This is a genomic window from Paenibacillus etheri (genome assembly GCF_001012825.1).
Lineage (GTDB): Bacteria > Bacillota > Bacilli > Paenibacillales > Paenibacillaceae > Paenibacillus_AQ > Paenibacillus_AQ etheri.
Window position 1 is genome coordinate 188,199 of sequence record NZ_LCZJ02000019.1, and the last position, 23,352, is coordinate 211,550.

The window sequence follows — 23,352 nt, forward strand, 5'->3', positions numbered from 1 at the left end:
AATCGCTAACGTTATTGTTTTCAAGCAGGTCTTATTTAATGCATTACCCTATTTTGGGCATACTAAATAGAAATCTCTAATCAATTTGACAACAAGACTAGACAGGAGAGAATGTAAGAATGGATTTATTTCGCAAAAAACCGCTAATTGCACCTTCCAACTCCGGTGCAACCAAATTAAACAAAACACTGGGTGCGCTGGATTTAACCATGCTGGGTGTAGGTGCGATTATCGGTACTGGTATTTTTGTAATGACAGGAGTAGCGGCAGCAGAACACGCTGGTCCTGGCCTTGTCATTTCATTCCTGTTAGCCGCTTTCGCCTGCGTGCTGTCAGCCCTTTGTTATTCAGAGTTTGCATCGGCCATCCCGGTCTCCGGAAGTGCCTATGCTTATAGTTATGTAGCTTTTGGAGAATTACTCGCTTGGATTTTAGGGTGGGACCTTGTATTAGAATATGGCGTTGCAGCAGCTGCAGTAAGCAGTGGATGGTCAGGCTATTTGCAGGGACTTTTAGAGGGCTTTGGGATTCATATTATTCCTACAGCACTATCAGGGGCGTATAATGCGGAAGCAGGTACCTTTATTAATTTACCAGCAGTAATTATTATTTTACTAATTTCCTACTTACTGACACGGGGAACTAAAGAGACTGCACGTTTTAATGCCATTATGGTTGTCATCAAAATTGCTGTAGTGCTTTTGTTTATCGTAACGGGATTCTTCTATGTTAAACCAGAGAACTGGACTCCATTTCTACCGTTTGGTTATCAAGGTGTCGTGAACGGTGCAGCAACTGTCTTCTTTGCCTACATAGGCTTTGATGCGTTATCGACTGCTGCAGAAGAAGTAAAGCAGCCGCAGCGCGATTTGCCTATAGGGATTATTTCATCCCTTGCTATATGTTCTGTATTGTATATATTAGTTTCACTCGTATTAACGGGCATTATACCCTATACGGATCTTAATGTTAGTGATCCCGTTTCATATGCACTACGTGTCGTAAATCAAGACATGATAGCGGGTCTAATCTCGGTTGGGGCTATTGCCGGAATGACCACAGTTCTGCTCGTAATGCTGTTCGGTCAAACTCGACTGATATTTGCAATCTCACGGGATGGACTTTTACCAAGAGGATTGTCTAAGATCAATGCTAAAACTCTAACACCTATTCGAAGTACATGGATGGTTGGCATCATTATAGCAGTATTAACGGGCTTCATCCCTTTGGATCGGTTGGCTAACTTAACAAGTATTGGAACACTGTTTGCCTTTTTTGTCGTTTCTTTGGGTGTAATTGCCTTGAGGTATATTCATCCCAATATGAAAAGAGGGTTCAGAGTGCCCTGGGTACCTTTCATTCCGTTGCTAAGTGCGGCAACATGCGGATTTTTGATGTATAATCTAGGAAGTGAGACATGGATTGGATTTCTTATTTGGACGGGTCTTGGACTTCTGATCTATTTTTTATATGGCTACCGTAATAGTAAATTGAATCATAAATAAGATTCGAAATGAGAGGAGAGAGGGCATTGACATCTAGGACCGCTGGATTGAAAACACTAAGAATGTTTATAATGCTATTTTTTTTAGCGTGGATAGTCTCGGCATGTTCATCACCACCACCGGAGCCTTCTCCACAGCCACAGCCTACTGAAGCACCGGAAGAAGGACAGACAATTACTCTAATAACACCACCTAGTAACAATACAAACAAAGAGAGTGGACCAAAATATCAGGTTCAAACTCGAATTACGGGTTTTCATCTGATTAGTGAGACAGTGGGTATGGTCTGGGGTGTAACAAAAAATGAACTTCGTTTGTATATTACCCGTGATAACGGGGCGACATGGGCTAATATTTCTCCTGCGCCCAATGTGCAGTTTCTTTCCACGCCTGTCTATGGAAAAGGTATCTTTTTTACGGACCCGAATCATGGTTGGATTATAAGAAGTGCATTTGGCACGACAGAGAATATAGTGTTACGGACGACTGATGGAGGGGAGAGCTGGAAAATCTCATCCCTAGGTGATGATAATGCTGTGTCTTCCATTTATTTCATTTCACCAACACAGGGATGGCTTATGACTTCAGCGAACGCTACTCCTAATAAGGAGAGCAAGGCTCTTTACTCAACGTCGGACGGTGGAGCCACTTGGGAAGAAGTGATGCAGAATGAACAATATAATCCGAACCTTCCAAATCATTCGATACCGTTCTCAGGAGTAAGTACTGGAATGATATTCAAGAACCGTGTAGATGGATTTGTGACTCTTCAAACAGCTGCCCTTCCTAAAATCTTTATGACTAAGGACGGTGGTCAGAGTTGGAATCCAGGACAGTCTTTTCTGGTGAATGAACAACTGGAAAGCTGTGACAGAGTCATTACTGGCAAACCAGAGTTCTTCGATGTTAGTAAAACTAATGGCTGGATGTCTGTGGGCTGCCAAAACGATAAAGATAAAACGATAACTTATCACGGTTACTTTACCGCTAATGGTGGACAGAACTGGAAATTTGCACCTTTTGAATTAAAGAGTCCAACCGAAGGCAATCATCAGAGCGCTCCGACGTTTCTGAATTCGCAAGTCGGTTGGGCCATCCTAGGTGACACCCTTTACCACACCGTTAACCAAGGGAACACTTGGCTCCCTCTTAAAGAGAGCAGTGTTCTGCGGTCGAAGCTTGAGGAATATCCTGAGACGATTAAGATGCAGTTTATTTCCGCAGATGTGGGGTGGCTTTTGCTTGAGAAAAAAGAACAAAAACGCTCGCTCCTCTTACAAACTACGAATGGTGGGATTAGTTGGCGTGTGATGTAAAGTGATGAAAGGGCTGTTTCACAAGTGGTAGATACTACTTATGGGACAGCCTCATTTTTGTAAATGGAAAGGAATAAAACCCCAAATTATTGTGTTTTTGATTGATTGAATATAAGGAAAAAACTTAATTAAAATTTTCTTTAAAGATGTGAAAAAAATCACATGACATTTAAATGATCGTGTGATATATTTAACACATAGAACAAGTTCAATTTTTCACAAACTTAACTTTCGAATAGGAGAGATTACAATGAAAACTTTTGAAACAGATTATATGACAAGAAACCTGCTGCAACTTTGCTACAACTGTGATGACGCTCACCTGTGTGAAACGGAAGAACAATGCAGAGCATGTTGGGCAGATAATGGTATGTTAGATATTGAGACTGACGAAACGAAGCAATTGCTAGACCTCGTTCATGCTTAATCTGATCACACAAAACTATGATTAAAGACCACTCAATTCTTGATTTCTAAGAAAACAGAGTGGTCTTTTTGCATGAAGTCTCACTAATTTAATGCTTTCTGGACTAGATGAGGCATATACATGTACAGAAGTGCCTGAAGCTAAGTAAAGGTCGGAATTACATGGGTATGAAGGGGGAAAATGTCATGGGAATGGGCCCGGATCTATCATGGATGTTTGATTTCTCTGGAACAGTGATGCCAATATTTCTCATTGTAATGGTTGGTATTCTTGCAGTATCAGCAGGCAGGGGTTTGCTTCAATGGAGCCGGAACAATAGCTCACCCATGCTAACCATCCCTGCCCGTATCGTCAGCAAACGAAGTGAAATAAGACAGCAGCAGGCTCAAGAAGATAATGGTCCAAGTCGTACAAGTACAACTTACTACTTAACGTACGAATTGAATGGTGGCAGTCGAATAGAATTTAAAGTAGATGGCCATGAATATGGAATGAGTGCAGAAGGCGATAAAGGCATGCTTACCTATCAAGGAACTAGATATTACGGATTTGAACGACAGCCACAATACTCCACTGCGGAGTAGTCATTAGCTATTCATTGATTCTAAAACCATCCCCTGTTCCATTCTACGGAGCGGGAGGATGGTTTTTATGTGCAGACTAATAAGCAAAAAAACGGAAAGAAATCTACTGTAAAATTAGGCGGGGACTGTCACCACTTGGGCTAATGCACATACAATACAGCATGCAGTTAAGAACGAGGTTGCAAGCAAGAAGCGACCCCAAGGAGGAGACAGCGTGGCCGTCATCAAAACGAACTCGGAAGATGTGAGGGTGCTAGCGAGGTTGATGAGAGCGGAAGCTGAGGGAGATGGAGATCTCGGCATGCTTATGGTCGGCAATGTTGGTGTCAACCGGATTCTTGGCAATTGCTTGGACTTTATGAATATTCGTAATGTGAATGACATGGTCTATCAAAGTCCAGGTGGATTCGAAGCTCCGCAAAAAAGCTACTTCTATCAACGAGCAAGAGAAGCAGACATCCGTCTTGCTAAACGAGCAATTGCAGGTGAAAGAACCTGGCCAGCTACCAATGCTTTATGGTTCTTCCGTCCTGTAGGAGAATGTCCTCCAACCTGGTATAACCAACAAAACACAGGCCGCTTTAAAGCACATTGTTTCTTTACTCCGACTGGAGAAGATTGCCCAGCTGTATTTATTGGAAATTAGCAGGGTCACTGTGCAAAGAGAATTACTCAATGTTATGAGTAATTCTCTCAGTAAGGTAGTTTTAAGTTCTTTTGTGTCCAAAGGGAGCAGTTGCTCCGATAAATATTTAGGAGGTTTCATTAAATGATCGTTCAACCATACCGTCCCGTTACTTACACTATTGGTAGTGTTTCTTCAGGTATGCAAATGCCGATGTCTACAGGAATGCAAGGAATGCAAGGCATGGGCAGCATGCCGCCACAAGTTAGCAGCGGAAGTCCGATGACACCAGGAGGGGTTGTAGTTCAAAACCCACCACAGCAGTTCGAACAATCGTATATCGAAAATATTTTCCGGCTGAATTTAGGTAAAGTAGGTACATTTTATTTTACTTATGAAAACAACAAAGAGTGGAATGCCAAAGTTTACAAGGGTGTACTGGAAGCTGCGGGCCGTGACCACATTATTATTAGTGACCCAGTAACTGGTCAACGTACTGTATTACTTATGATTTATTTTGATTATGCTACATTTGATGAGCCCCTTACTTACCAGTACCCTGGCGTGATCGGTAATCCTCCTACAACTAGAAATTGTCGCTAATCAAGTCCTTATATTTGTGGAAACCCCAACACTTAACGGTGAGGGGGTTTTCTTTATACATACTGATAATTTGGAATAATAAGGGGAATAAAGACCCATTTTTTTTCAAAAGGACACGCATGCTTGCGGTTTGCCCCAATATATTAATATAATAAAGTATATATTCAAAAACGTGATTCCAGACTGGAGATGAAACCATTGGGAAATTGATACTGAAAGGAACAACTGGCAAGCTTCTTGCCAACACTCTGAAAAAACGAAGGAGGTGGGCCTATCCATCCGTACGGAGAATGATGGATAGGATTATAAATTGAGCGACCCTTTACCCGGTATATTACACGTAGGTCTTATTATTTTGTTGGTATTGTTAAATGGATTCTTTGTCTCAGTCGAATATGCAATGGTGAAAGTACGAAGCGGTAGAATTGATACCCTTATTGAAGAAGGTAGTAAAAAAGCATTAAAAGCGAGAAGCATCGTACGCAACTTGGAAGGTTATCTATCCGCCTGTCAGCTTGGTATTACATTGGCTTCGCTTGCGCTAGGATGGCTGGGTCAACCCGCTATAGCTAACCTTGTTGGACCATTATTAGGAAGTATAGGTTTTGGAGTAACCGCTGTTAATGTTGTATCTTTGATTATTGCTCTAATGTTTATCACTATCTTGCATATCGTACTTGGTGAGCTTGCACCTAAGACTATTGCTGTTAACAAGGCTGAATCTGTCCTTTTGCTAACATCTGGACCGATGAATGTGTTTTACAAGATCATGTATCCAGTGATTTGGATCGTAAATGGGCTGGCACGTGGTTTATTACGGATCTTCCGTTTATCCCCTGCTTCAGAGCTGGGAACGGCGCATACGGAAGAAGAAATCCGTATTATCATGCAAGAAAGTAATAAAAGCGGCTTTATTGATAATACCGAAATGGCGCTGGTTGACAATATTTTTGAATTTGTGGACACAATGGCCCGTGAGATCATGATTCCTCGGACAGAAATGATCTGCCTGAATAATCATCTTTCAACTGAAGAGAACCTTGAGATTGCTTTTGATGGAATGAGGACGCGTTATCCAGTCTGTGATGGAGATAAGGATCACATTCTAGGCTTCATTCATATCAAGGACTTAATCAGGGATCGTGAACAAAGCTATAATAAATTAATTCGTCCTATACTAACCGTACCAGAATCTATTCAGATTAGTGCTCTGCTGAAAGTCATGCAGCGCGCGAAGACACAAATCGCCATTCTGATTGATGAGTACGGTGGAACATCAGGAATGGTAACGCTGGAAGATATCATGGAGGAAATTGTGGGAGAAATTCAGGATGAGTTCGATGAAGAGCGTCCTGGTGTTGAGAAGCTGGGGGAGGATGAACATTCCATCGACGGCTTGATGCTTATTGAAGAGATCAATGATCTTTTGGGTCTCCATATGGATACAGAGGATTATGATACGATAGGCGGTTGGCTGTATTCTAAACTGGAGGTTAATCCACCTCAAAAAGGGCAGTCTGTAGAATTTGATGATCATCTGTTTATTGTGGAAGAAACGGATAATAAGCGGATTTCTCGAATTAAGCTACTGAAGTTACAGCTATTGACTGAAGAAGCTGGTGCATAACGAACATATTAATAATTATTAGGACACAGTGCTATAGCACTGTGTCCTTTTTTACAGTGTATTTACAGTATTGTTTGCCAAAAAGAGAGTAATAATTATATAATTTTAAATGTATATGATAAAAACTACATTAGTCCACAGAGGACAGAAAGGAACTCTCCTTGAGTAAACCTAATAAAAGTACAAGCGTTCCCCAGCTGAGCAAACAAGAGAAGCGGCGGGTAGAACAGGAGCGACAAAAGCAGAAGACGAGAATTTTAATTATTAGTTCAATAGCTTTAGTAGTCATCATTTTTGTTGGATTGTTTATGTTAGCTTCGAAAGATGCCGCAAAAAATGCCACATCGGGAGAACCAGTAGCATTCAATTACAGCGAGCTGCCTAGAGTCGGTAAAGAGGATGCACCTGTTAAAATTGTTGAATTTGGAGATTTAAAATGTCCAGCGTGTTCCCAATTTGCAACTTCAGTTAAACCGAAAATTGTTCAAGATTTTGTCAACGACGGAAAAGCAGCGCTCTACTTTGTAAATATGGCTTTCATTGGTCCAGACTCTGAGACTGCCTCACTTGCTGCATTATCTGTATACCATCAGAATAATGATGAATTCTGGAAGTTCTATGATGCTGTACACGCACAGCAAGGTGATGAGAGCGAAGAATGGGCGACTGAAGATTTCTTAGTAAGCCTTGCGGAGAAAGAGAAGTTAGCTATCGATTACGAACTGCTGCGTAAAGATATTAAGGATCGTACGTATGCAGATGAGCTGAATAAGGGTATGCAGCTAGCTAGTGAAGCTGGGGTGACGACTACACCATCCCTTTACATCAATGGAGTAATGACTGCGGATCCATTTAACATTGAAGCGATTTCAACTGAAATTAATGACGCCGCAAAATCCGTGGAGGCAAAGTGATAAAGTTCCTATCTTTTTGCAAGCGTAACTGCCTGTATCTGGCCTGGTTCGTCTCTTTAGTAGCTGTAGCCGGTAGCTTGTATTTAAGCGAAGTATTGAAATATGAACCTTGTAAGCTTTGCTGGTTCCAGCGAATTTTCATGTATCCTCAGTTATTCCTACTGGGAATTGCGACGTTTAGAGGGGATAAGCGGATTATTCCTTATGTACTTCCACTAAGCTTGATGGGTGGCAGTATCTCGATCTATCATTATGCGGAACAGAAGATTCCTGCGTTAAGTAAAGTTCTTCCTTGTACAATTGGTGTTCCGTGTAATAAGGATTACTTAAACTATTTTGGGTTCATTACGATTCCTTTCCTTGCGTTAATCGCATTTGCTTTAATTAGTATTTTACTTTGGTACGGACGCAAGGAAGAAGAAGTGATGGAGTTAGAAACTGAGGAAAGTTTAGGATTTTAGTTTTTTAGCTTTGAGGGATTCGGAAAAATGTGAAAAGTGATTAAAAACACGGTCCAGAGGGATAATTGAAGATAATGAAAGAGAGCATCCAATAAGACGCATTATTTGCGCTTATTGGATGTTTTTTCATTCTTTTTTCATTTTTTTCAACGCTTTACTGTATACACTTTGTAGACTAATATTAGACCTTGTGAGAAGTTGAATATGCGCTGAATTTTCTTAGGAAAAACGGGGGAACCAAACTTGGCATTTGTGCCAATGGGGTGAATCGGAATGGGGTCGATTGGACTTAAACCGTAGGGCTATACCACAGCCCGAATCCGCCAGCTAACCTCGTAAGCAAGGTGGGATAATGACCATGCATAGCATGCGGATCATTTCCGTATGCTATTTTTGTGTCTGCATTTATGAATCCACCAATGAAAACAGCGCGCGGAATTTCCGTTTCTGCTCTCAAAGAAAGGAACTGTATCCACAATGGTAAGCAAGGTAAAACGACTATTGATCGGGCGTCCGATGAAGTCGAACGAACTCGATCATGAAAAGTTATCCAAGGTGAAAGCACTGGCTGTCCTGTCTTCTGATGCGCTCTCGTCTGTAGCCTACGGAACGGAACAAATTCTGATTGTACTAGTGGCTGCGGGGTTTACTGCCATCTGGTATTCCCTGCCAATTGCATTAGCCGTATTGGGCCTGCTGGCCATCCTGATTTTATCCTATCGGCAGACGATTTATGCTTATCCTCAAGGAGGCGGAGCTTACATCGTTGCCAAGAGTAATCTCGGTATTCCGACAGGGCTCTTAGCAGGAGGGTCTTTATTAGTGGATTACATTCTGACCGTTGCTGTTAGTGCGTCGGCAGGAACGGATGCGATCACATCGGCTTTCCCAAGTCTTCATAATCACACCGTTCTTATTGCAGTATCAGTTATTCTTCTTCTTACATTAATTAATCTTCGCGGAGTTACAGAATCAGCTTCATTCATCGCAATCCCCGTGTATTTGTTTGTGGTGTCGATTGTAGTGTTGATAATCTCCGGTATTATTAAATATGCTGCAGGTGGCGTTCATGCGAATGTCCCTGAAATTGGATCTGCTGTATCTAATGTTAGTTTGTTTCTACTATTAAAAGCATTCAGTTCTGGTTGTTCGGCACTTACGGGTGTAGAGGCTGTATCTAATGCCATTCCAAACTTTAAAGCACCAGCAGAAAAGAACGCAGCCAAGACATTAATGGTCATGGGGGGTATACTTGGATTTATGTTTACAGGTATTACACTACTGGCCTATTGGTACGGTATAGTCCCTGACGAAAAGGCCACGGTTGTTTCTCAAATCGCTGAATCGACCTTTGGTCGCGGAACCTTATATTTTTTCATTCAAGGGATCACCGCAGTGATTTTGTTCTTGGCAGCTAATACGGCTTACTCAGCGTTCCCGCTGCTCGCATTTATGTTTGCGAAAGATAAATATATGCCACATGCCTTTATGGTTCGTGGTGACCGTCTAGGCTTCTCCAATGGTATTATTTTTCTAGGTGTTCTGTCTGCGGTGCTTGTAGCTGCATTCCACGGAAATACAGAAAGCTTAATACCTCTGTATGCGGTTGGTGTCTTCATTCCTTTCACATTGTCACAACTAGGAATGATGGTTCATTGGTTTAAAACAAAACCAGCAGGATGGAAAAAAAGTTTTGTTGTAAATACCATCGGTATGCTGACTACATTGACGATTACACTTATTTTTATTATTACTAAGTTCTCAAGCGTATGGATGGCTTTCATTTTCTTGCCTGCTGTAATGTTCGTGTTCCACCGTATTCACAAGCACTATTTGAACACTGCAGATCAGCTTCGTATATGTCCGAGTACAGATAAACCTTTGATTAAAGGCAGCACGGTTGTTGTCCCTGTTGCCGGTGTAACACGTGCTGTACTGCATTCCATTAGCTATGCCAAGTCTTTAACGGATAATGTTGTAGCCGTGTATGTTGGCTTTGATGAAGAGGACATTCAAAAGATGGAGCAACGGTGGGAGGAATGGAATCCAGGGGTACGCCTGATTGTACTTCGTTCCAGATATCGCAGTATTATTCGTCCGCTGCTGAAATTTATTGATACAGTGGAGTGGAAGACCGCAGCGACGGATCATATCACGATCCTGATTCCACAATTTATAACTAAGCATTGGTGGCAAGCTGTACTTCACAATCAAACCAGCTTTTTAATCCGCTCGTATCTAATGAATTCAAAAGATGTTGTGGTTGCGACTGTCCCTTATCATTTGAATAAATAATGGATCATTAAGGAGAGGCTAAATCCGGAACGTTCGGAATATAGCCTTTTTTTAATTTTCAAGCAGGAAATTATTGCAAATCCACAAAATTTAAAATTTATATGTTGACATAGAGAATGAGAATCAATATCATTTAGAAGTGAGACAGGGTTAATCGACACCTTTGAGAAGCATAGCTTGTACACACTAGGAGGGTATTTAATGTTTTGGTTTAACAGAAAAAGACTTGGAAGCATGAAATTAACGATGATCGGATTAATGGTGATGGCGCTATTCTTATCCGCTTGTGGTAATAATAATCCCGGTAACGCTTCAAACGCAGGAACAGAGCCAACGACGGCACCTACTGCTGAAACCACGGAAGCTCCTGCAGCTCCTAAGACGTTAACGGATGCAATGGGACATGAAGTAACGATTCCAGCTAATCCACAACGTGTACTGGGTTCTTATTTGGAGGATGCTCTGGTAACTCTAGGCGTGACTCCAGTAGCACAATGGTCTGTACCTAATGGTGTTCAGGATTATCTGACCACTGAATTAAAGGATGTTCCTACGATTAGCTACGATCTTCCGCTCGAGGCAGTAACCAGCTTCGCTCCGGATCTTATTCTTATCCCATCGGAGTCTTCTGTACAGAACGGTATCTATGACCAACTGAATAAGATTGCACCGACTTATGTGATTGGGGACGAGCTAAATCAAGATTGGCGAAAATCGCTACTCAAGATTGGTGAAATTCTGAACAAGACCCCTGAAGCAGAGAAAGCCATCAAAGATTACGAAGATAAAGCAGCTGATGCGAAAGAAAAGCTTAAAGGAGCTATTGGAGAAGAGTCCGTGGCAATTTTATGGTTGGTGCAAAAGAACTTCTATATTGTAGACGAAACTCGGAGCAGTGGTGCTGTATTATATACAGACCTTGGTGTAACGCTGCCTAACTTAGTCACAGAAATCCCTGTTGGTACAAGAGCTACTTGGAATCCAATCTCACTAGAGAAGCTATCTGAGCTGACAGCAGATCATATTATCCTTGTAAATAGTGATAAGACTGAAGGTTCGGAGATCTTGGACAGTGCAATTTGGAAAGGTATTCCGGCCGTAAAAGCTGGGAATGTGCATGAAATGAGTTCAACAAGCAGTTGGCTATACAGTGGTGCGAACGCTGGCGGCAAAATTATTGACGATGTGTTAAAAAATCTTGTGAAATAAAAGTCGTAATTCACCATGAATGAGACTGATCATTTGGGTGGGGAAGGGCGTGCAGATCAAGTATCTTAGGATACTAAGATCTGCACCATTTTTTTATAAAACATTCCTATTTTACGGAAAAATAGTTCCTACAATTGTACAACTTAATTTTTTTTGCGATAATGAGAATGATTGTTGTTATCATATAGACCATTGTAACTATTGATTAAGGAGACGACACATGGTTTCACCCTCAGATATCGCACATCGCAATAAAAATGATACAAAAAAAGCTATACATACCCGACCGGCAGCTGCAATGAGTATTCTAGTGATAGGACTCGCTGCCATTGCCTTTGGACTGGCACTTTCGGTCTCAGTGGGTGCGGCAGATATCAAGCTAGCTACGGTATGGGAAGCGATATTTCATTTCAATCCAGATTTACAAAAACATCAGGTGATAAGAGAACTGCGATTTCCACGCGCGATAGCAGGCGCTTTGGTTGGTGCTTGCTTCGCAGTAGCAGGGGCAATCATGCAGGGGATGACAAGGAACCCTCTTGCAGATTCAGGTCTGCTAGGCTTGAATGCTGGAGCAGGTGTAGCGCTGGCCATAGTTTTTGCTTTTGCACCTTCGCTCTCATTCACTTCACTTATGTTGTTTTGTTTTATAGGTGCTGCTATAGCGTCTTTTATAGTGTTCGGTATTGGGTCGCTTTCATTTAATGGCCTTACACCTTTACGTTTGACGCTCGCAGGTTCCGCGGTTAGTGCACTACTGGTTGCTGTTAGTCAGGGCATAGCTATTCTTTTTAACTTATCCCAGGATATTGCCTTTTGGTTGGCTGGCGGAATGGGTGGGGCAAGCTGGACTCAGATCAAGATTATTTTCCCTTGGGTGTTCGTGGCATTAATTGCAGCGATGATGTTATCGCGGTCCGTCACATTACTCAGCTTAGGAAGAGAAGTTGCAGTTGGTCTGGGGCAGCGGACCAGATTAGTACAGTTGGCATGTATGATTGTTGTAGTAGTTCTTGCCGGAAGTGCAGTCTCAATGGTTGGGCCAATTGCTTTTATAGGACTTATTATTCCACATGTAGCACGTTATTTCGTTGGAGTAGATTATCGCTGGATCATTCCTTGCTCGGCAGTTTTGGGGAGCTTATTGATCATCTTTGCGGATATCGCCGCTAGAATGATAAATGCACCTTATGAGACGCCCTTAGGCGCCTTAATTGCCATCATCGGTGTACCTTTCTTTATTTACTTGGCGAGTAAGCGGAAGGGGGAGCTGTAATGCATAGAGTAACCCTTTCTCCCAATGAAAAAGAACGCCGCACACGCGCCATTACAGTGTTATCGCTACTTGCCATATTGATCATTGTTGTATTTATTGTCAGTATGAATACGGGATTTATGCGTCTATCCCCACGGGAGGTATTACATACACTGCTGGGTGATGGAACGCATCAGCAAAAGCTTATTTTATTTGATTTCAGATTACCCCGCATCGTAATTTCATTGTTAGTTGGAGCGGGCTTTGCAGTGTCGGGCTGTATCTTACAAAGTCTCGCCCGAAATGCACTTGCTGAACCGGCAACGCTGGGCATAAGTGCGGGTGCAGGTTTTGCGGTAATCATTTTTATCTCGTTTTTTCCGGCTACAACAGCAGCTCCGGTATTCGTCTTGCCGCTCTTAGCGCTTGGAGGGGCTAGCCTAACCGCCGCTTTAATCTATATTCTTGCTTATCGGAAAGCTGATGGTTTGTCTCCTACGAGGCTGATCCTTATCGGGATTGCGGTCGCTGCCGGAATTAATGCTTGCCAGCTTGTGTTGGCCCTTCGGCTTGATCCTAATAATTATCAATTTGTAGCCACTTGGATTGCCGGTAAAATATGGGGTGGCGATTGGAGATTTGTCCTTGCGCTGCTACCTTGGATAGCGATTCTGTTACCGTTCGCCTTCTATAAAGCCCGGATTCTTAATGTATTGAATCTAGGAGATCATACTTCTTTAGGGCTTGGAATGCGAGTGGAGAAGGAGCGTATTCTTCTCTTGGTGACAGCAGTGGCGCTTGCTGGCTCATGTGTCGCTGTAAGCGGAGGGATTGGCTTTGTCGGTCTAATTGCACCACATCTAGCCCGCAAGCTTGTAGGACCCCGTCATCAGGTATTATTACCAGCTAGTGCGTTGACAGGGGCGCTTCTTATGATTACTGCTGATACTATCGGCAGATGGGTGTTACAGCCTGCAGAAGTACCAACAGGCATCGTGGTTGCGATCATTGGTGCACCTTACTTTTTATATTTACTCGCCAAATCAAAAGCATAATGCGTACGAAGCGAGTTTTACTATGTAGTTCATTCTAGGAGCATAGCTCCATAAAACTTTTAAGGAGTTGTAAATATGTCAGAACGTTTGAACACAGAAGAGTTAAGTATTGGGTATGCAGAGGCTACAATTGTTAAAGGGTTGAACTTATCTATCCCTACGGGAAAAATCACTGCACTAGTGGGTGCTAACGGATCTGGTAAATCTACAATTCTTAAGACAATGGCCCGGATCATGAAGCCTAAGAGCGGCAGTGTAATGCTGGACGGCAAATCGATCCATAACTTTTCAACGAAAGAGGTAGCTCGTCAGCTTGCAATCTTACCGCAAAACCCAACGGCTCCAGACGGACTAACGGTCTCTGAACTTGTCAGCTATGGCCGTTTCCCACATCAAAAAGGATTCGGCACAATGACAGCAGAGGATCGCAGCATTATTTCCAACGCCATCACTGTTACAGGTATGGAGTCTTTCCATGACCGTCCGATTGACCGCTTATCTGGTGGACAACGTCAGCGTGCTTGGATCGCTATGGCATTGGCGCAAGAAACTGACATTCTATTCTTGGACGAACCAACAACATTTCTGGATATGGCTCACCAGCTTGAAGTTCTACAGCTTCTGCAAAAGCTGAATGAGGAAGAAGGCCGTACCATTATCATGGTAGTGCATGATTTGAATCATGCTACTCGTTATGCACAGCATATGGTAGCTATTAAGTCCGGTACCGTGGTTAGTGAAGGCTCACCTACTGAAGTTATGACACCAGATGTACTGCGGGAAGTGTTTGGAATTGAGGCAGATATTGTTCCAGATCCACGAACCGGTGTGCCACTGTGTCTTCCTTACGAGCTTGCAGCCTACAAAGCGGTGTAATCATAATTGAAAATCATACAACGAACAGGCTCCCGTCATTGACAAGGGAGCCTGTTCGTTGTTACAGTTGTGGTTGCCTACAATTCCATGATACCACTACTAAAAATAGATCAAGGACCATCATTTATACATGGTTAAAGGAGCATGAAGCATGAATATTGACAAAATTCAAGATGACCTAGAGCAGTTGGTGACTGCAGGAATAGTGAAGCGTCATGAGAACTTAAAAGATCACGTGTATACCAAAATGGGCGGTAAAGCTGATATTTTGGCAGCACCTGCTACTTATGAGGAAATTCAAAAGATCGTTACATATGCGGAACAGAATGGGATAACCCTCACGGTACTTGGGAACGGCTCCAATGTGATTATCCGTGATGGCGGTGTGCGTGGAATAGTTCTGCAAACGGCAGGACTAACAGAAATGGGGATTCGTGACAATCTTTTATACGCTCAGTGCGGTGCCAAGATTATTGATGTTTCCCGATATGCACTGGATATGGAGCTTACAGGTCTTGAGTTCGCTTGCGGTATTCCAGGAACGGTTGGTGGAGCGTTATACATGAACGCAGGCGCCTATGGCGGAGAAGTTAAAGATGTACTGCATAGTGCGCTGGCTATAACTAAGAGCGGACAGTTGGTGACTCTTCAAGGTGATGATCTGCAATGGGGATACAGAAAAAGTGTGTTCGCAAGCGGTGAGTACATCGTGCTTGAGGCCAACTTTGCAATGACTTCCGGAGATGCATTAACCATCAAAGCTAAAATGGATGAGCTAACCTATCTGCGTGAATCTAAGCAGCCACTTGAATATCCATCCTGTGGGAGTGTCTTTAAACGTCCTCCAGGTCGGTTTGCAGGTCAGCTAATTCAAGAGAGTGGCTTACAGGGAACAAGAATCGGTGGAGCTGAGGTATCCAGGAAGCATGCAGGATTTATTGTAAATGCAGATAACGCAACAGCCAGTGATTACATTGGGCTTATTCACCATGTAAGAGCGACTGTGAAAGATAAATTTGGTGTGGAGCTGGAAACTGAAGTAGAGATCATTGGCGAAGAGTAACCTATAATTAATAAGAGCCCGCAGATTACTGTGGGCTCTTTTACTGTCATCACATATGGTTTAATCCACCGAAAGGGTGTATTTAGCTCTCTCTGTAGTTATTTCCGCCTTGCGATCACCTATGTCCTCAATACGAAGCCCGTCAATCGCTAAGTCATAGGTAGATTGTGGTAGCGATACTAGCTCACCAACGGCGTTTAAAGTGCTGCCAAATCCTTTTAATATTAATGCACTCCCTAGATAGTCATCGATAACATCCTCCGCGCTCCGAAACTCAACGGCCTCTAGATTAAAATGAATTTTATCCAGATCACGAAGCTCTTTTTTTTCAATAACAATGGTTTCATTCACATGACTGTTAATCCAGTCCATAAGTTTCTGTATACTTTGATCCATAAGATGATCCCACCCTTACCTCGAAGATTATTATGTTTAAGTTACCCTTTTCTTAGGATTTGAATCCATATTTTTGCCACATCTGAGCAGATATGAACAAAGGAAGGTCCTAAGGTATAGCGAATGTTACAGAATAGCAACAACAGAGATAATCCTCTACAAATAGAATAAGGATAGAAGAAAGCTAACTATTCGAAAAGGGGGGAGTGCTATTGATTCAGCTAACTGAGGTCTCAAAATATTATCAGGAAAGGTGCGCGGTTGATCGAATTACTTTCACGGTGGAGAAAGGTGAGGTCTTTGGATTTCTAGGTCCCAATGGTGCAGGGAAGACTACAACGATGCGCATGATGACGGGGCTTCTTCAGTCTACAAGCGGAGAAATTTTAATTAATGGAATGAATATTTCACGTCATAAAAAAGAAATTCATGCTCAAATTGGCGTTGTTTTCGAGCTTCCGAACCTATACATGCGTAGTTCTATTCGAGATAATCTGAACCTGTTCGCTGATCTGTATAGAGTAGCGGCAAGTCGAGTGAATGAAGTCATGGAAACCCTCCAGCTGTTAGATAAGGAAAAGTCTAATGTGAGCAGCTTGTCTAAAGGTTGGAAGCAGCGTGTCTTAATCGCCAGAGCCTTATTACATAAGCCCCCTGTGTTGTTTTTAGATGAGCCTACAAGTGGGTTAGATCCCAATTCAGCTTCACTCATTCGTAATCATATCAAGAAAATTCAAGAAGAAGGTACAACCATTGTCTTGACGACACATGATATGCACGAAGCCGAAGAATTAAGCCATAGAGTGGGCATCATGCACGCCGGCGCATTGGTGGCACTTGATAAACCGCATAGACTTAAGACCATTTATGGTAAACCAGAAATTGAAGTTAAATATAAGCAGGATGGGAAAGTGGTTATGAAATCCTGTCCGATAGCGGAAGAAGCTACAAAAGACCATATTTATCAGCTAATGTCTAATCATCAAATCATAAGTATGCACACAAAAGAGGCTTCGCTGGCAGACGTATTCGCTGCCCTGACGGGAAGTGAGTTAAGTTGAGCTATCCATTATGGAAGCTGTTTAAGCATGAATGTAAGGATATACTTCGTAATCCAGCGACTGTAATTCTAATTATATTGCCTATACTTATGGCTAAAATAATCATCACTGTAGTGGACAAGGGCGGTTTGGACTTCATGCTTCTTTCTACGTGGATATTGTTTGCGCAAGTGATGGTTGGGATCATGATTAGCGGCCCAGGATTAATTGAGGAGCGGGAAAGTAAAACTTTTGATGCGCTCCTGATCACTCCGCTAAGCAGAGGGCAGATTATTACTGCAAAAGCCGGATCAGTTCTTGTTTTTTCTTTATTATCACAGCTGATAGTTTATATATTAAATCAGGGTTTGACCATGGATTTACTGCCTTCCTTGTTGTATATGTTATTGGGTGGAATTATTTTTGTGCAAGTCGGAGTCATCATCGGATTAAAGGTAAGTTCCTCCAAAAATGGTTCAGCCATCAGCTCCGCATTTATGGTTGTTTTTTTCTTGGTAGCTTCTGTTTATTTAGCGCTTCCAGAATGGACCTATCCGATCTTTGCTGTTCTGCCAAGTATTGAAATCGTTGAGGCTTTGAACAGTATTCTTAATGGAGAAGGGATATTACTCGTAGAAAGTCTGCTTTTGTTTTTGTGGATTGCGATACTTTCGGTCTGGATTTGGAAGATAGATAAAGAGTAGAACTTGTCAGGAGCGGCTACCCATGGTATAGTTCAAGACGCAATATGCTTGAAGAAGAAGTCTGCACGGATTGTGCAGGAGAGGTTCGCGAACTCCCTCTATAAAAAACTAAGAGTATATTAAATCGTATAGCGGAATGCTGTCCTTTACCCGGACGTTGCTTCCGTTTCTTCTTAGTAGAGCCAAGTTTTCGAAATCTCGTTCTTCTTTCCATTACCGGCCAAGGCCGAAGGAAAAGAGAGGGGTTTTTTGTCGTGTCAGAAGGAAGAGTGAAAGAGGAAATGCAAGAAGTCACTTTGCTTGGTAATCAGGGAACGCAGTACAAGTTCGGTTATGATCCAGACATTCTAGAGGTGTTTGATAACAAGCATCCTGGGCGTGATTATTTTGTTAAGTTCAACTGTCCTGAGTTTACTAGCTTATGTCCTGTAACAGGTCAGCCGGATTTTGCCACACTGTATATTTCGTATATTCCTGAGCAGAAAATGGTGGAATCTAAATCATTAAAATTGTATCTGTTTAGTTTCCGTAACCATGGAGACTTTCATGAGGACTGTGTCAACATTATTATGAATGATCTGATCTCACTGATGGACCCACGTTATATTGAGGTGTGGGGCAAGTTCACTCCGCGTGGAGGCATATCGATTGATCCTTATTGCAACTATGGAAGACCGGGTACGAAATATGAGGCGATAGCGGAGCACCGCTTAATTAATCACGACCTCTATCCGGAAAAAGTGGATAACCGCTAATCCCAACAAGTTGATAAGGAGAGATTCATATGAATAAAAAAGCACTCGTCGTATTCAGCGGCGGACAAGATAGCACCACTTGCCTGGTTTGGGCTTTGAAGCAGTTTGAAGAAGTACAGGTAGTGACCTTCAACTACAATCAGCGTCATGCGGCTGAAATCGAAGTTGCTACAGAAATAGCTGCTAAGTTTAATGTGAGACAGCATATCCTTGACCTTGGACTACTAAATCAGCTGGCACCAAATGCACTCACACGTCAGGATATTGATATCGTTGCTGGCGAAGGTGATGAGCTTCCGAGTACGTTTGTAGACGGACGGAATCTGTTGTTTTTATCATTTGCCGCAATATTAGCTAAACAGCTGGGGTACTCCCATATCGTTACTGGTGTCTGCCAAACAGACTTTAGCGGGTATCCGGACTGCCGTGATGTTTTTGTGAAATCATTGAATGTTACGCTGAATTTATCCATGGACTATGAGTTTGCGATACACACTCCGCTGATGTGGCTGGATAAAAAAGAAACGTGGAAGATGGCCGATGAACTGGGTTATTTTGATTATGTTCGCGAACACACATTGACCTGTTACAACGGAATTATTGGCAGTGGCTGTGGAACTTGTCCAGCTTGTCTATTACGTCAGCGTGGTCTTGAACAATATGAGGCGGAGAGAACGGGGGTAAGCTCTTAATGCTTAACGAGGTCTCAGTCTGCAAAATATTTACGTTCGACTCGGCGCATCAGTTAGTGGGTCACAAAGGAAAATGCAGCAACCTGCATGGACATACGTATAAGCTTGAAGTAGTGCTTAAGGGTAAACCTATGGCCGCGGAAGGTCACTCGGATGAGGGGTTTGTTATTGATTTCAGCGATATCAAGACGACAGTGCAACAAACTCTTGTTGACCGTCTAGATCACGCTTTTCTCGCTATGGGAAATGAACCTGTGTTTGAGACGTTAACGAATACGGGTTCCAAAGTAGCTTTGCTGTCTTTCCGCACCACAGTTGAGAATATGTCTTCCTATATTGCATACAAGCTGAAGCAAGCGGGGCTGCCGCTGTACGCTGTAAAACTGTGGGAGACACCAACATCCTGGGCTGAGGTGCTGGCTGAAGATGTTCCGGATGAAGGGCCATCCTACCGTTTGTATGGAGGCTGTGACTGTGAGTAAGATTCCCGTAATTGAAATGTTTGGTCCTACTATTCAAGGCGAAGGTACGGTAATTGGAGTGAAGACGATGTTTGTCCGCACCTATGGTTGCGATTATCGCTGCAGCTGGTGTGACTCCGCTTTTACTTGGGATGGTACTGCTAAGAATAAGGTTCAAATGATGGCCGCGGATGAAATCATGAATGAACTATTAGCGTTAGCTGGAGATAACTTCGACTGTGTTACAATTTCAGGCGGAAATCCTGCATTGATTGGTGAAGGGATGGGCACTTTTATCAACCTGCTACATGAGCGGGGGATACAAGCTGCAATAGAAACTCAGGGCAGTAAATGGCAGGAATGGTTCAATGACGTGGATGTGCTGACCATCAGTCCCAAGCCGCCAAGCTCAGGGATGACGACGAATTGGGAAATACTAGATAACATCATGAGTAAGATGGAGAATCTGGGCCGTTCTACGCACAGTCTTAAAGTCGTTGTATTTGATGATAAGGATTTTGATTATGCAAAAGATATTCACCGGCGATATCCCAATGTGCAGCTCTTTCTGCAGCCTGGGAATGATGATGTCACTGAAGAGGGCGACATTTCTGCTCGGCTTTTGGGAAGGCTTGAGTGGTTGTTTAATAAAGTAATCTTGGATCCAGAAATGAATAGAGTGCGTGTACTTCCGCAACTGCATGCATTGATCTGGCATAATAAGCGTGGCAAGTAAAAAGTATTGAAATGTAACGGGTGTCTGCTTAGCAGATGCCCTTTTTTTATTGATTTGAGTCTTTAAATAGGTAGATAGAATGTCCCATAATCTGGTATGATTTTCATAAAAGTTGTAGGAGGTACCTAATGGGAAATTCAACTGCACTATTAATTATTGATGTTCAAGAAGCTATGTTCTCCTATCCTGATCAAAAGCTGTACGATGAAGAGGGTGTGATGGAGAGAATTATTTCCCTTCAGCATAAGGCTAGGGTGGCAGGTACTCCAATTGTTTATATTCAACACACCGAAGATGAGGAATACACAAAAGGCACACCCACATGGCAGATCAGTCACAACATCACACCGCAGGAAGGCGAAGTTATTGTGGAGAAGCCCACTTGGGATGCTTTTCACCGAACCGAACTGCAAGATGAGCTACAAAAGCTCGGGATCACGAATCTGGTGATTTGTGGGATGCAAAGTGAGTTCTGCCTAGATACGACGATAAGACGCGCATACAGTATAGGATATAAGAGTGTTCTCGTCCAAGATGCTCATAGCACCTTTGATAACGGGGTTCTGAGTAGTAGTGAGATTGTTAAGCATCATAACGCGGTAATTGGAGGTAGATTCGCCCAGTTACGAGCTGAAAGCGAGGTTCAGTTCTAGATGAATACCCTCAGGCTGTCATGAAACCTATTCAGCGTTCTCGACTTAGACTATTTGCCGGAAAGCGGTATTTTATTTGGAAAAGATACTTGAAATGGTGCACTAGCCGCAGTAAGGTAGCGAAGCAGCGCACTAGTGATATTTTATCTTATGAGGCCATGAATCACGCTACACCATTATTAAGAAGTCTTCGGAATGTAGATATGGTGCTTCAGTACAATAAAATAACTAATTTACGACTGGCGATCGCGAAACTGGATGGACTCATGGTACGCCCTGGGGAGACATTCTCCTATTGGAGAAGCATCGGTAAGCCCAGTAAGCGAAAAGGCTATTTGGATGGAATGGTGCTGCATTATGGGGGCTTCCATTCTGGAGTTGGCGGAGGCTTATGCCAGTTGTCCAATCTGATCTACTGGATGACACTGCATACACCTCTTACAGTAACGGAACGTCATAGGCACAGCTATGATGTATTTCCAGATGAACAGCGTACACAGCCATTTGGAAGCGGGGCAACCTGTTCTTATAATTATTTGGATCTTCAAGTGAAGAATAACACGGATCAAACGTATCAATTAAAGCTCTGGCTGGATGACAGCCATTTGCATGGGGAATGGAGATGCGATGAGCAGTCCCTTTATAAATATGAAGTGTACGAAAGTGATCATCGGATTATCCTAGAACCATGGGGCGGATATATTCGTAGCAACAAGATCAGTAGAAAAATATTCACACGTACCGACGACCTAGTTGGAGATGAAGCTGTAACGGATAACTACGCGCTTATGATGTATTCCCCACTTCTTCATGGATAAGAGGGTAGGCCTTAGGGTTATAACATAGAGAGGTTGTATCGTTTTATCCCTATACCATACTCCAAAGGAGCGGATTAACAGCATGAGGGCACTAACCTACCAAGGGAAGAAGAAAGTGAAAGTAAAAGAGGTAGCTGATCCAAAGCTTGAGAAAAAGGATGACATTATCGTTCGAATTACCTCTACAGCGATTTGTGGCTCAGATCTGCACATTTTTAACGGTGAAATTCCAGGTATGCATGATGATTATGTTATTGGTCATGAGCCTATGGGGATTGTTGAGGAGACAGGTCCTGACGTAACTAAAGTCAAGAAGGGCGACCGTGTCATTATTCCCTTTAATGTGGCCTGTGGGCAGTGCTTCTTCTGCCAGCATGAGATGGAGAGTCAATGTGACAATTCTAATGATGCCAAGGACACTGGCGGTTATTTAGGTTATTCCGATACTTATGGCGGCTTTGCCGGTGGGCAAGCTGAATTACTGCGGGTACCTTATGGCAATTTTGGCCCTTTTGTAGTTCCTGAGGATGCAGAAATGGAAGATGAGAAAATTCTTTTCTTATCAGATATCGTACCTACAGCTTGGTGGGGAGTAGAAAGCGGAGGAGTGAAGCCTGGGGATACAGTCATTGTTCTCGGTTGCGGACCGGTTGGTCTGCTAACTCAAAAATTTGCTTGGATCAAAGGTGCCACCAGAGTCATTGCTGTTGACCACATTGGCTATCGGCTACAGCATGCGAAGCGGACCAATAATGTTGAAGTTTATAACTTTGAAGAGTTCAAGGATATTGAGGCTCATTTGAAGGAGATAACCCGTGGGGGCGCAAATGTAGTTATTGATTGTGTAGGCTTGGATGCCAAAATATCTGCCTTGGAGAAGATAGAAACCACTCTGAAGCTGCAGGGAGGCTCACTCAGCGCATTCAGAATGGCCACGAACATCGTACGCAAATTCGGGACCATTCAGCTTGTAGGGGTTTATGGGCTTAATTACAATATGTTCCCGCTTGGCCATCTATTTGAACGCAATATTACATTAAAGATGGGACAAGCCCCAGTTATTCACTATATGCCTTTACTTTATAAAATGATTAAAGAGAATAAATTTGATCCTACAGATATCATTACGCATCGCCTGCCCATCAGTAAAGCGGAGCAAGGCTATGACGTTTTTAGTGAGAAAAAAGAGGATTGCATCAAGGTGGTTCTGAAACCTTAGCCTTTAAGAAGCATATGCTCTCGTCAGAAATGACATTGCTTATGCTTTTTTTAGTGAAATCTA

At 42.7% G+C, this 23,352-nt stretch carries 25 protein-coding genes and 2 riboswitches; of the genes, 24 read left to right on the forward strand and 1 reads right to left on the reverse strand.

Going from position 1 to position 23,352, the window contains the following annotated elements; all coding sequences use genetic code 11:
* Positions 1-119 precede the first annotated feature (119 nt).
* The 15 genes from bcaP (at position 120) to murB (ending at position 15,815) form a co-directional block, all read left to right on the forward strand.
* Positions 120-1,505 (forward strand): branched-chain amino acid transporter BcaP, encoded by a 1,386-nt coding sequence (gene bcaP, locus UQ64_RS10485; protein WP_060623426.1) that lies wholly within the window; start codon positions 120-122, stop codon positions 1,503-1,505.
* Positions 1,506-1,531: 26 nt separating this feature from the next.
* Positions 1,532-2,821, forward strand: a complete 1,290-nt coding sequence (locus tag UQ64_RS10490) for a WD40/YVTN/BNR-like repeat-containing protein (RefSeq protein ID WP_060623427.1) — start codon at positions 1,532-1,534, stop codon at positions 2,819-2,821.
* 250 nt (positions 2,822-3,071) lie between these two features.
* Positions 3,072-3,248, forward strand: a complete 177-nt coding sequence (locus UQ64_RS31245; RefSeq protein ID WP_167348470.1) for a hypothetical protein — start codon at positions 3,072-3,074, stop codon at positions 3,246-3,248.
* A 167-nt stretch (positions 3,249-3,415) separates the two neighbouring features.
* Positions 3,416-3,832: a DUF2500 domain-containing protein gene (locus UQ64_RS10495; RefSeq protein WP_425339581.1), complete on the forward strand. Its 417-nt coding sequence runs from the start codon at positions 3,416-3,418 to the stop codon at positions 3,830-3,832.
* A gap of 214 nt (positions 3,833-4,046) precedes the next feature.
* Complete coding sequence (locus tag UQ64_RS10500) at positions 4,047-4,478, forward strand: cell wall hydrolase (protein WP_060623428.1); 432 nt, start codon at positions 4,047-4,049, stop codon at positions 4,476-4,478.
* A gap of 180 nt (positions 4,479-4,658) precedes the next feature.
* Positions 4,659-5,060 (forward strand): spore coat protein GerQ, encoded by a 402-nt coding sequence (gene gerQ / locus UQ64_RS10505; protein WP_425339593.1) that lies wholly within the window; start codon positions 4,659-4,661, stop codon positions 5,058-5,060.
* Between the two features lie 310 nt (positions 5,061-5,370).
* Positions 5,371-6,687, forward strand: a complete 1,317-nt coding sequence (locus UQ64_RS10510; RefSeq protein ID WP_042188644.1) for a hemolysin family protein — start codon at positions 5,371-5,373, stop codon at positions 6,685-6,687.
* Between the two features lie 161 nt (positions 6,688-6,848).
* On the forward strand, positions 6,849-7,601 hold the full coding sequence (locus tag UQ64_RS10515; protein WP_060623430.1) for a DsbA family protein: 753 nt from the start codon (positions 6,849-6,851) through the stop codon (positions 7,599-7,601).
* Entirely contained in the window at positions 7,601-8,062 is a 462-nt protein-coding gene (locus UQ64_RS10520) for a disulfide oxidoreductase (RefSeq protein ID WP_060623786.1), read from the forward strand. Before UQ64_RS10515 ends, UQ64_RS10520 begins: the two co-directional genes overlap by 1 nt.
* Positions 8,063-8,259: 197 nt before the next feature.
* A riboswitch (cyclic di-AMP (ydaO/yuaA leader) is annotated at positions 8,260-8,418 on the forward strand.
* Between the two features lie 121 nt (positions 8,419-8,539).
* Entirely contained in the window at positions 8,540-10,357 is a 1,818-nt protein-coding gene (locus UQ64_RS10525; protein WP_060623431.1) for an APC family permease, read from the forward strand.
* 201 nt (positions 10,358-10,558) lie between these two features.
* Positions 10,559-11,566, forward strand: coding sequence for an iron-hydroxamate ABC transporter substrate-binding protein (locus UQ64_RS10530; RefSeq protein WP_060623432.1), 1,008 nt, complete (start codon positions 10,559-10,561; stop codon positions 11,564-11,566).
* 220 nt (positions 11,567-11,786) lie between these two features.
* Positions 11,787-12,842 (forward strand): FecCD family ABC transporter permease, encoded by a 1,056-nt coding sequence (locus UQ64_RS10535; RefSeq protein WP_060623433.1) that lies wholly within the window; start codon positions 11,787-11,789, stop codon positions 12,840-12,842.
* On the forward strand, positions 12,842-13,876 hold the full coding sequence (locus tag UQ64_RS10540) for a FecCD family ABC transporter permease (protein WP_060623434.1): 1,035 nt from the start codon (positions 12,842-12,844) through the stop codon (positions 13,874-13,876). Before UQ64_RS10535 ends, UQ64_RS10540 begins: the two co-directional genes overlap by 1 nt.
* A gap of 75 nt (positions 13,877-13,951) precedes the next feature.
* Positions 13,952-14,752 (forward strand): ABC transporter ATP-binding protein, encoded by an 801-nt coding sequence (locus UQ64_RS10545; protein ID WP_060623435.1) that lies wholly within the window; start codon positions 13,952-13,954, stop codon positions 14,750-14,752.
* 151 nt (positions 14,753-14,903) lie between these two features.
* A complete protein-coding gene (gene murB, locus UQ64_RS10550) occupies positions 14,904-15,815 on the forward strand; it encodes a UDP-N-acetylmuramate dehydrogenase (RefSeq protein WP_060623436.1) in 912 nt (303 codons plus the stop codon).
* A gap of 60 nt (positions 15,816-15,875) precedes the next feature.
* Here the strand turns inward: murB and ymzB are convergent, their stop codons facing one another.
* Positions 15,876-16,211, reverse strand: a complete 336-nt coding sequence (ymzB, locus tag UQ64_RS10555) for a protein YmzB (protein WP_060623437.1) — start codon at positions 16,209-16,211, stop codon at positions 15,876-15,878.
* A gap of 212 nt (positions 16,212-16,423) precedes the next feature.
* Here ymzB and UQ64_RS10560 point away from each other — a divergent pair, with 212 nt between their 5' ends.
* The 9 genes from UQ64_RS10560 (at position 16,424) to UQ64_RS10600 (ending at position 23,289) form a co-directional block, all read left to right on the forward strand.
* Positions 16,424-17,272, forward strand: coding sequence for an ABC transporter ATP-binding protein (locus UQ64_RS10560; RefSeq protein WP_060623438.1), 849 nt, complete (start codon positions 16,424-16,426; stop codon positions 17,270-17,272).
* Positions 17,269-17,955 carry an ABC transporter permease gene (locus tag UQ64_RS10565; RefSeq protein ID WP_209445747.1) on the forward strand — a complete coding sequence of 229 codons (687 nt, stop codon included), beginning with the start codon at positions 17,269-17,271 and terminating at the stop codon, positions 17,953-17,955. The genes UQ64_RS10560 and UQ64_RS10565 overlap by 4 nt, the downstream gene beginning before the upstream one ends.
* 74 nt (positions 17,956-18,029) lie before the next feature.
* A riboswitch (PreQ1 riboswitch) is annotated at positions 18,030-18,073 on the forward strand.
* A gap of 163 nt (positions 18,074-18,236) precedes the next feature.
* Complete coding sequence (gene queF / locus UQ64_RS10570) at positions 18,237-18,710, forward strand: preQ(1) synthase (protein WP_060623788.1); 474 nt, start codon at positions 18,237-18,239, stop codon at positions 18,708-18,710.
* Positions 18,711-18,739: 29 nt separating this feature from the next.
* Positions 18,740-19,402 (forward strand): 7-cyano-7-deazaguanine synthase QueC, encoded by a 663-nt coding sequence (gene queC, locus UQ64_RS10575; RefSeq protein ID WP_060623439.1) that lies wholly within the window; start codon positions 18,740-18,742, stop codon positions 19,400-19,402.
* Positions 19,402-19,884, forward strand: coding sequence for a 6-pyruvoyl trahydropterin synthase family protein (locus UQ64_RS10580; RefSeq protein WP_060623440.1), 483 nt, complete (start codon positions 19,402-19,404; stop codon positions 19,882-19,884). The genes queC and UQ64_RS10580 overlap by 1 nt, the downstream gene beginning before the upstream one ends.
* Positions 19,877-20,599 carry a 7-carboxy-7-deazaguanine synthase QueE gene (gene queE, locus UQ64_RS10585; RefSeq protein ID WP_245237917.1) on the forward strand — a complete coding sequence of 241 codons (723 nt, stop codon included), beginning with the start codon at positions 19,877-19,879 and terminating at the stop codon, positions 20,597-20,599. The genes UQ64_RS10580 and queE overlap by 8 nt, the downstream gene beginning before the upstream one ends.
* Before the next feature lie 128 nt (positions 20,600-20,727).
* Positions 20,728-21,252 (forward strand): cysteine hydrolase family protein, encoded by a 525-nt coding sequence (locus UQ64_RS10590; RefSeq protein WP_060623442.1) that lies wholly within the window; start codon positions 20,728-20,730, stop codon positions 21,250-21,252.
* Positions 21,253-21,272: 20 nt separating this feature from the next.
* Complete coding sequence (locus UQ64_RS10595) at positions 21,273-22,070, forward strand: VanW family protein (protein WP_060623443.1); 798 nt, start codon at positions 21,273-21,275, stop codon at positions 22,068-22,070.
* A gap of 82 nt (positions 22,071-22,152) precedes the next feature.
* Positions 22,153-23,289 (forward strand): zinc-dependent alcohol dehydrogenase, encoded by a 1,137-nt coding sequence (locus UQ64_RS10600; RefSeq protein WP_060623444.1) that lies wholly within the window; start codon positions 22,153-22,155, stop codon positions 23,287-23,289.
* Positions 23,290-23,352 lie beyond the last annotated feature (63 nt).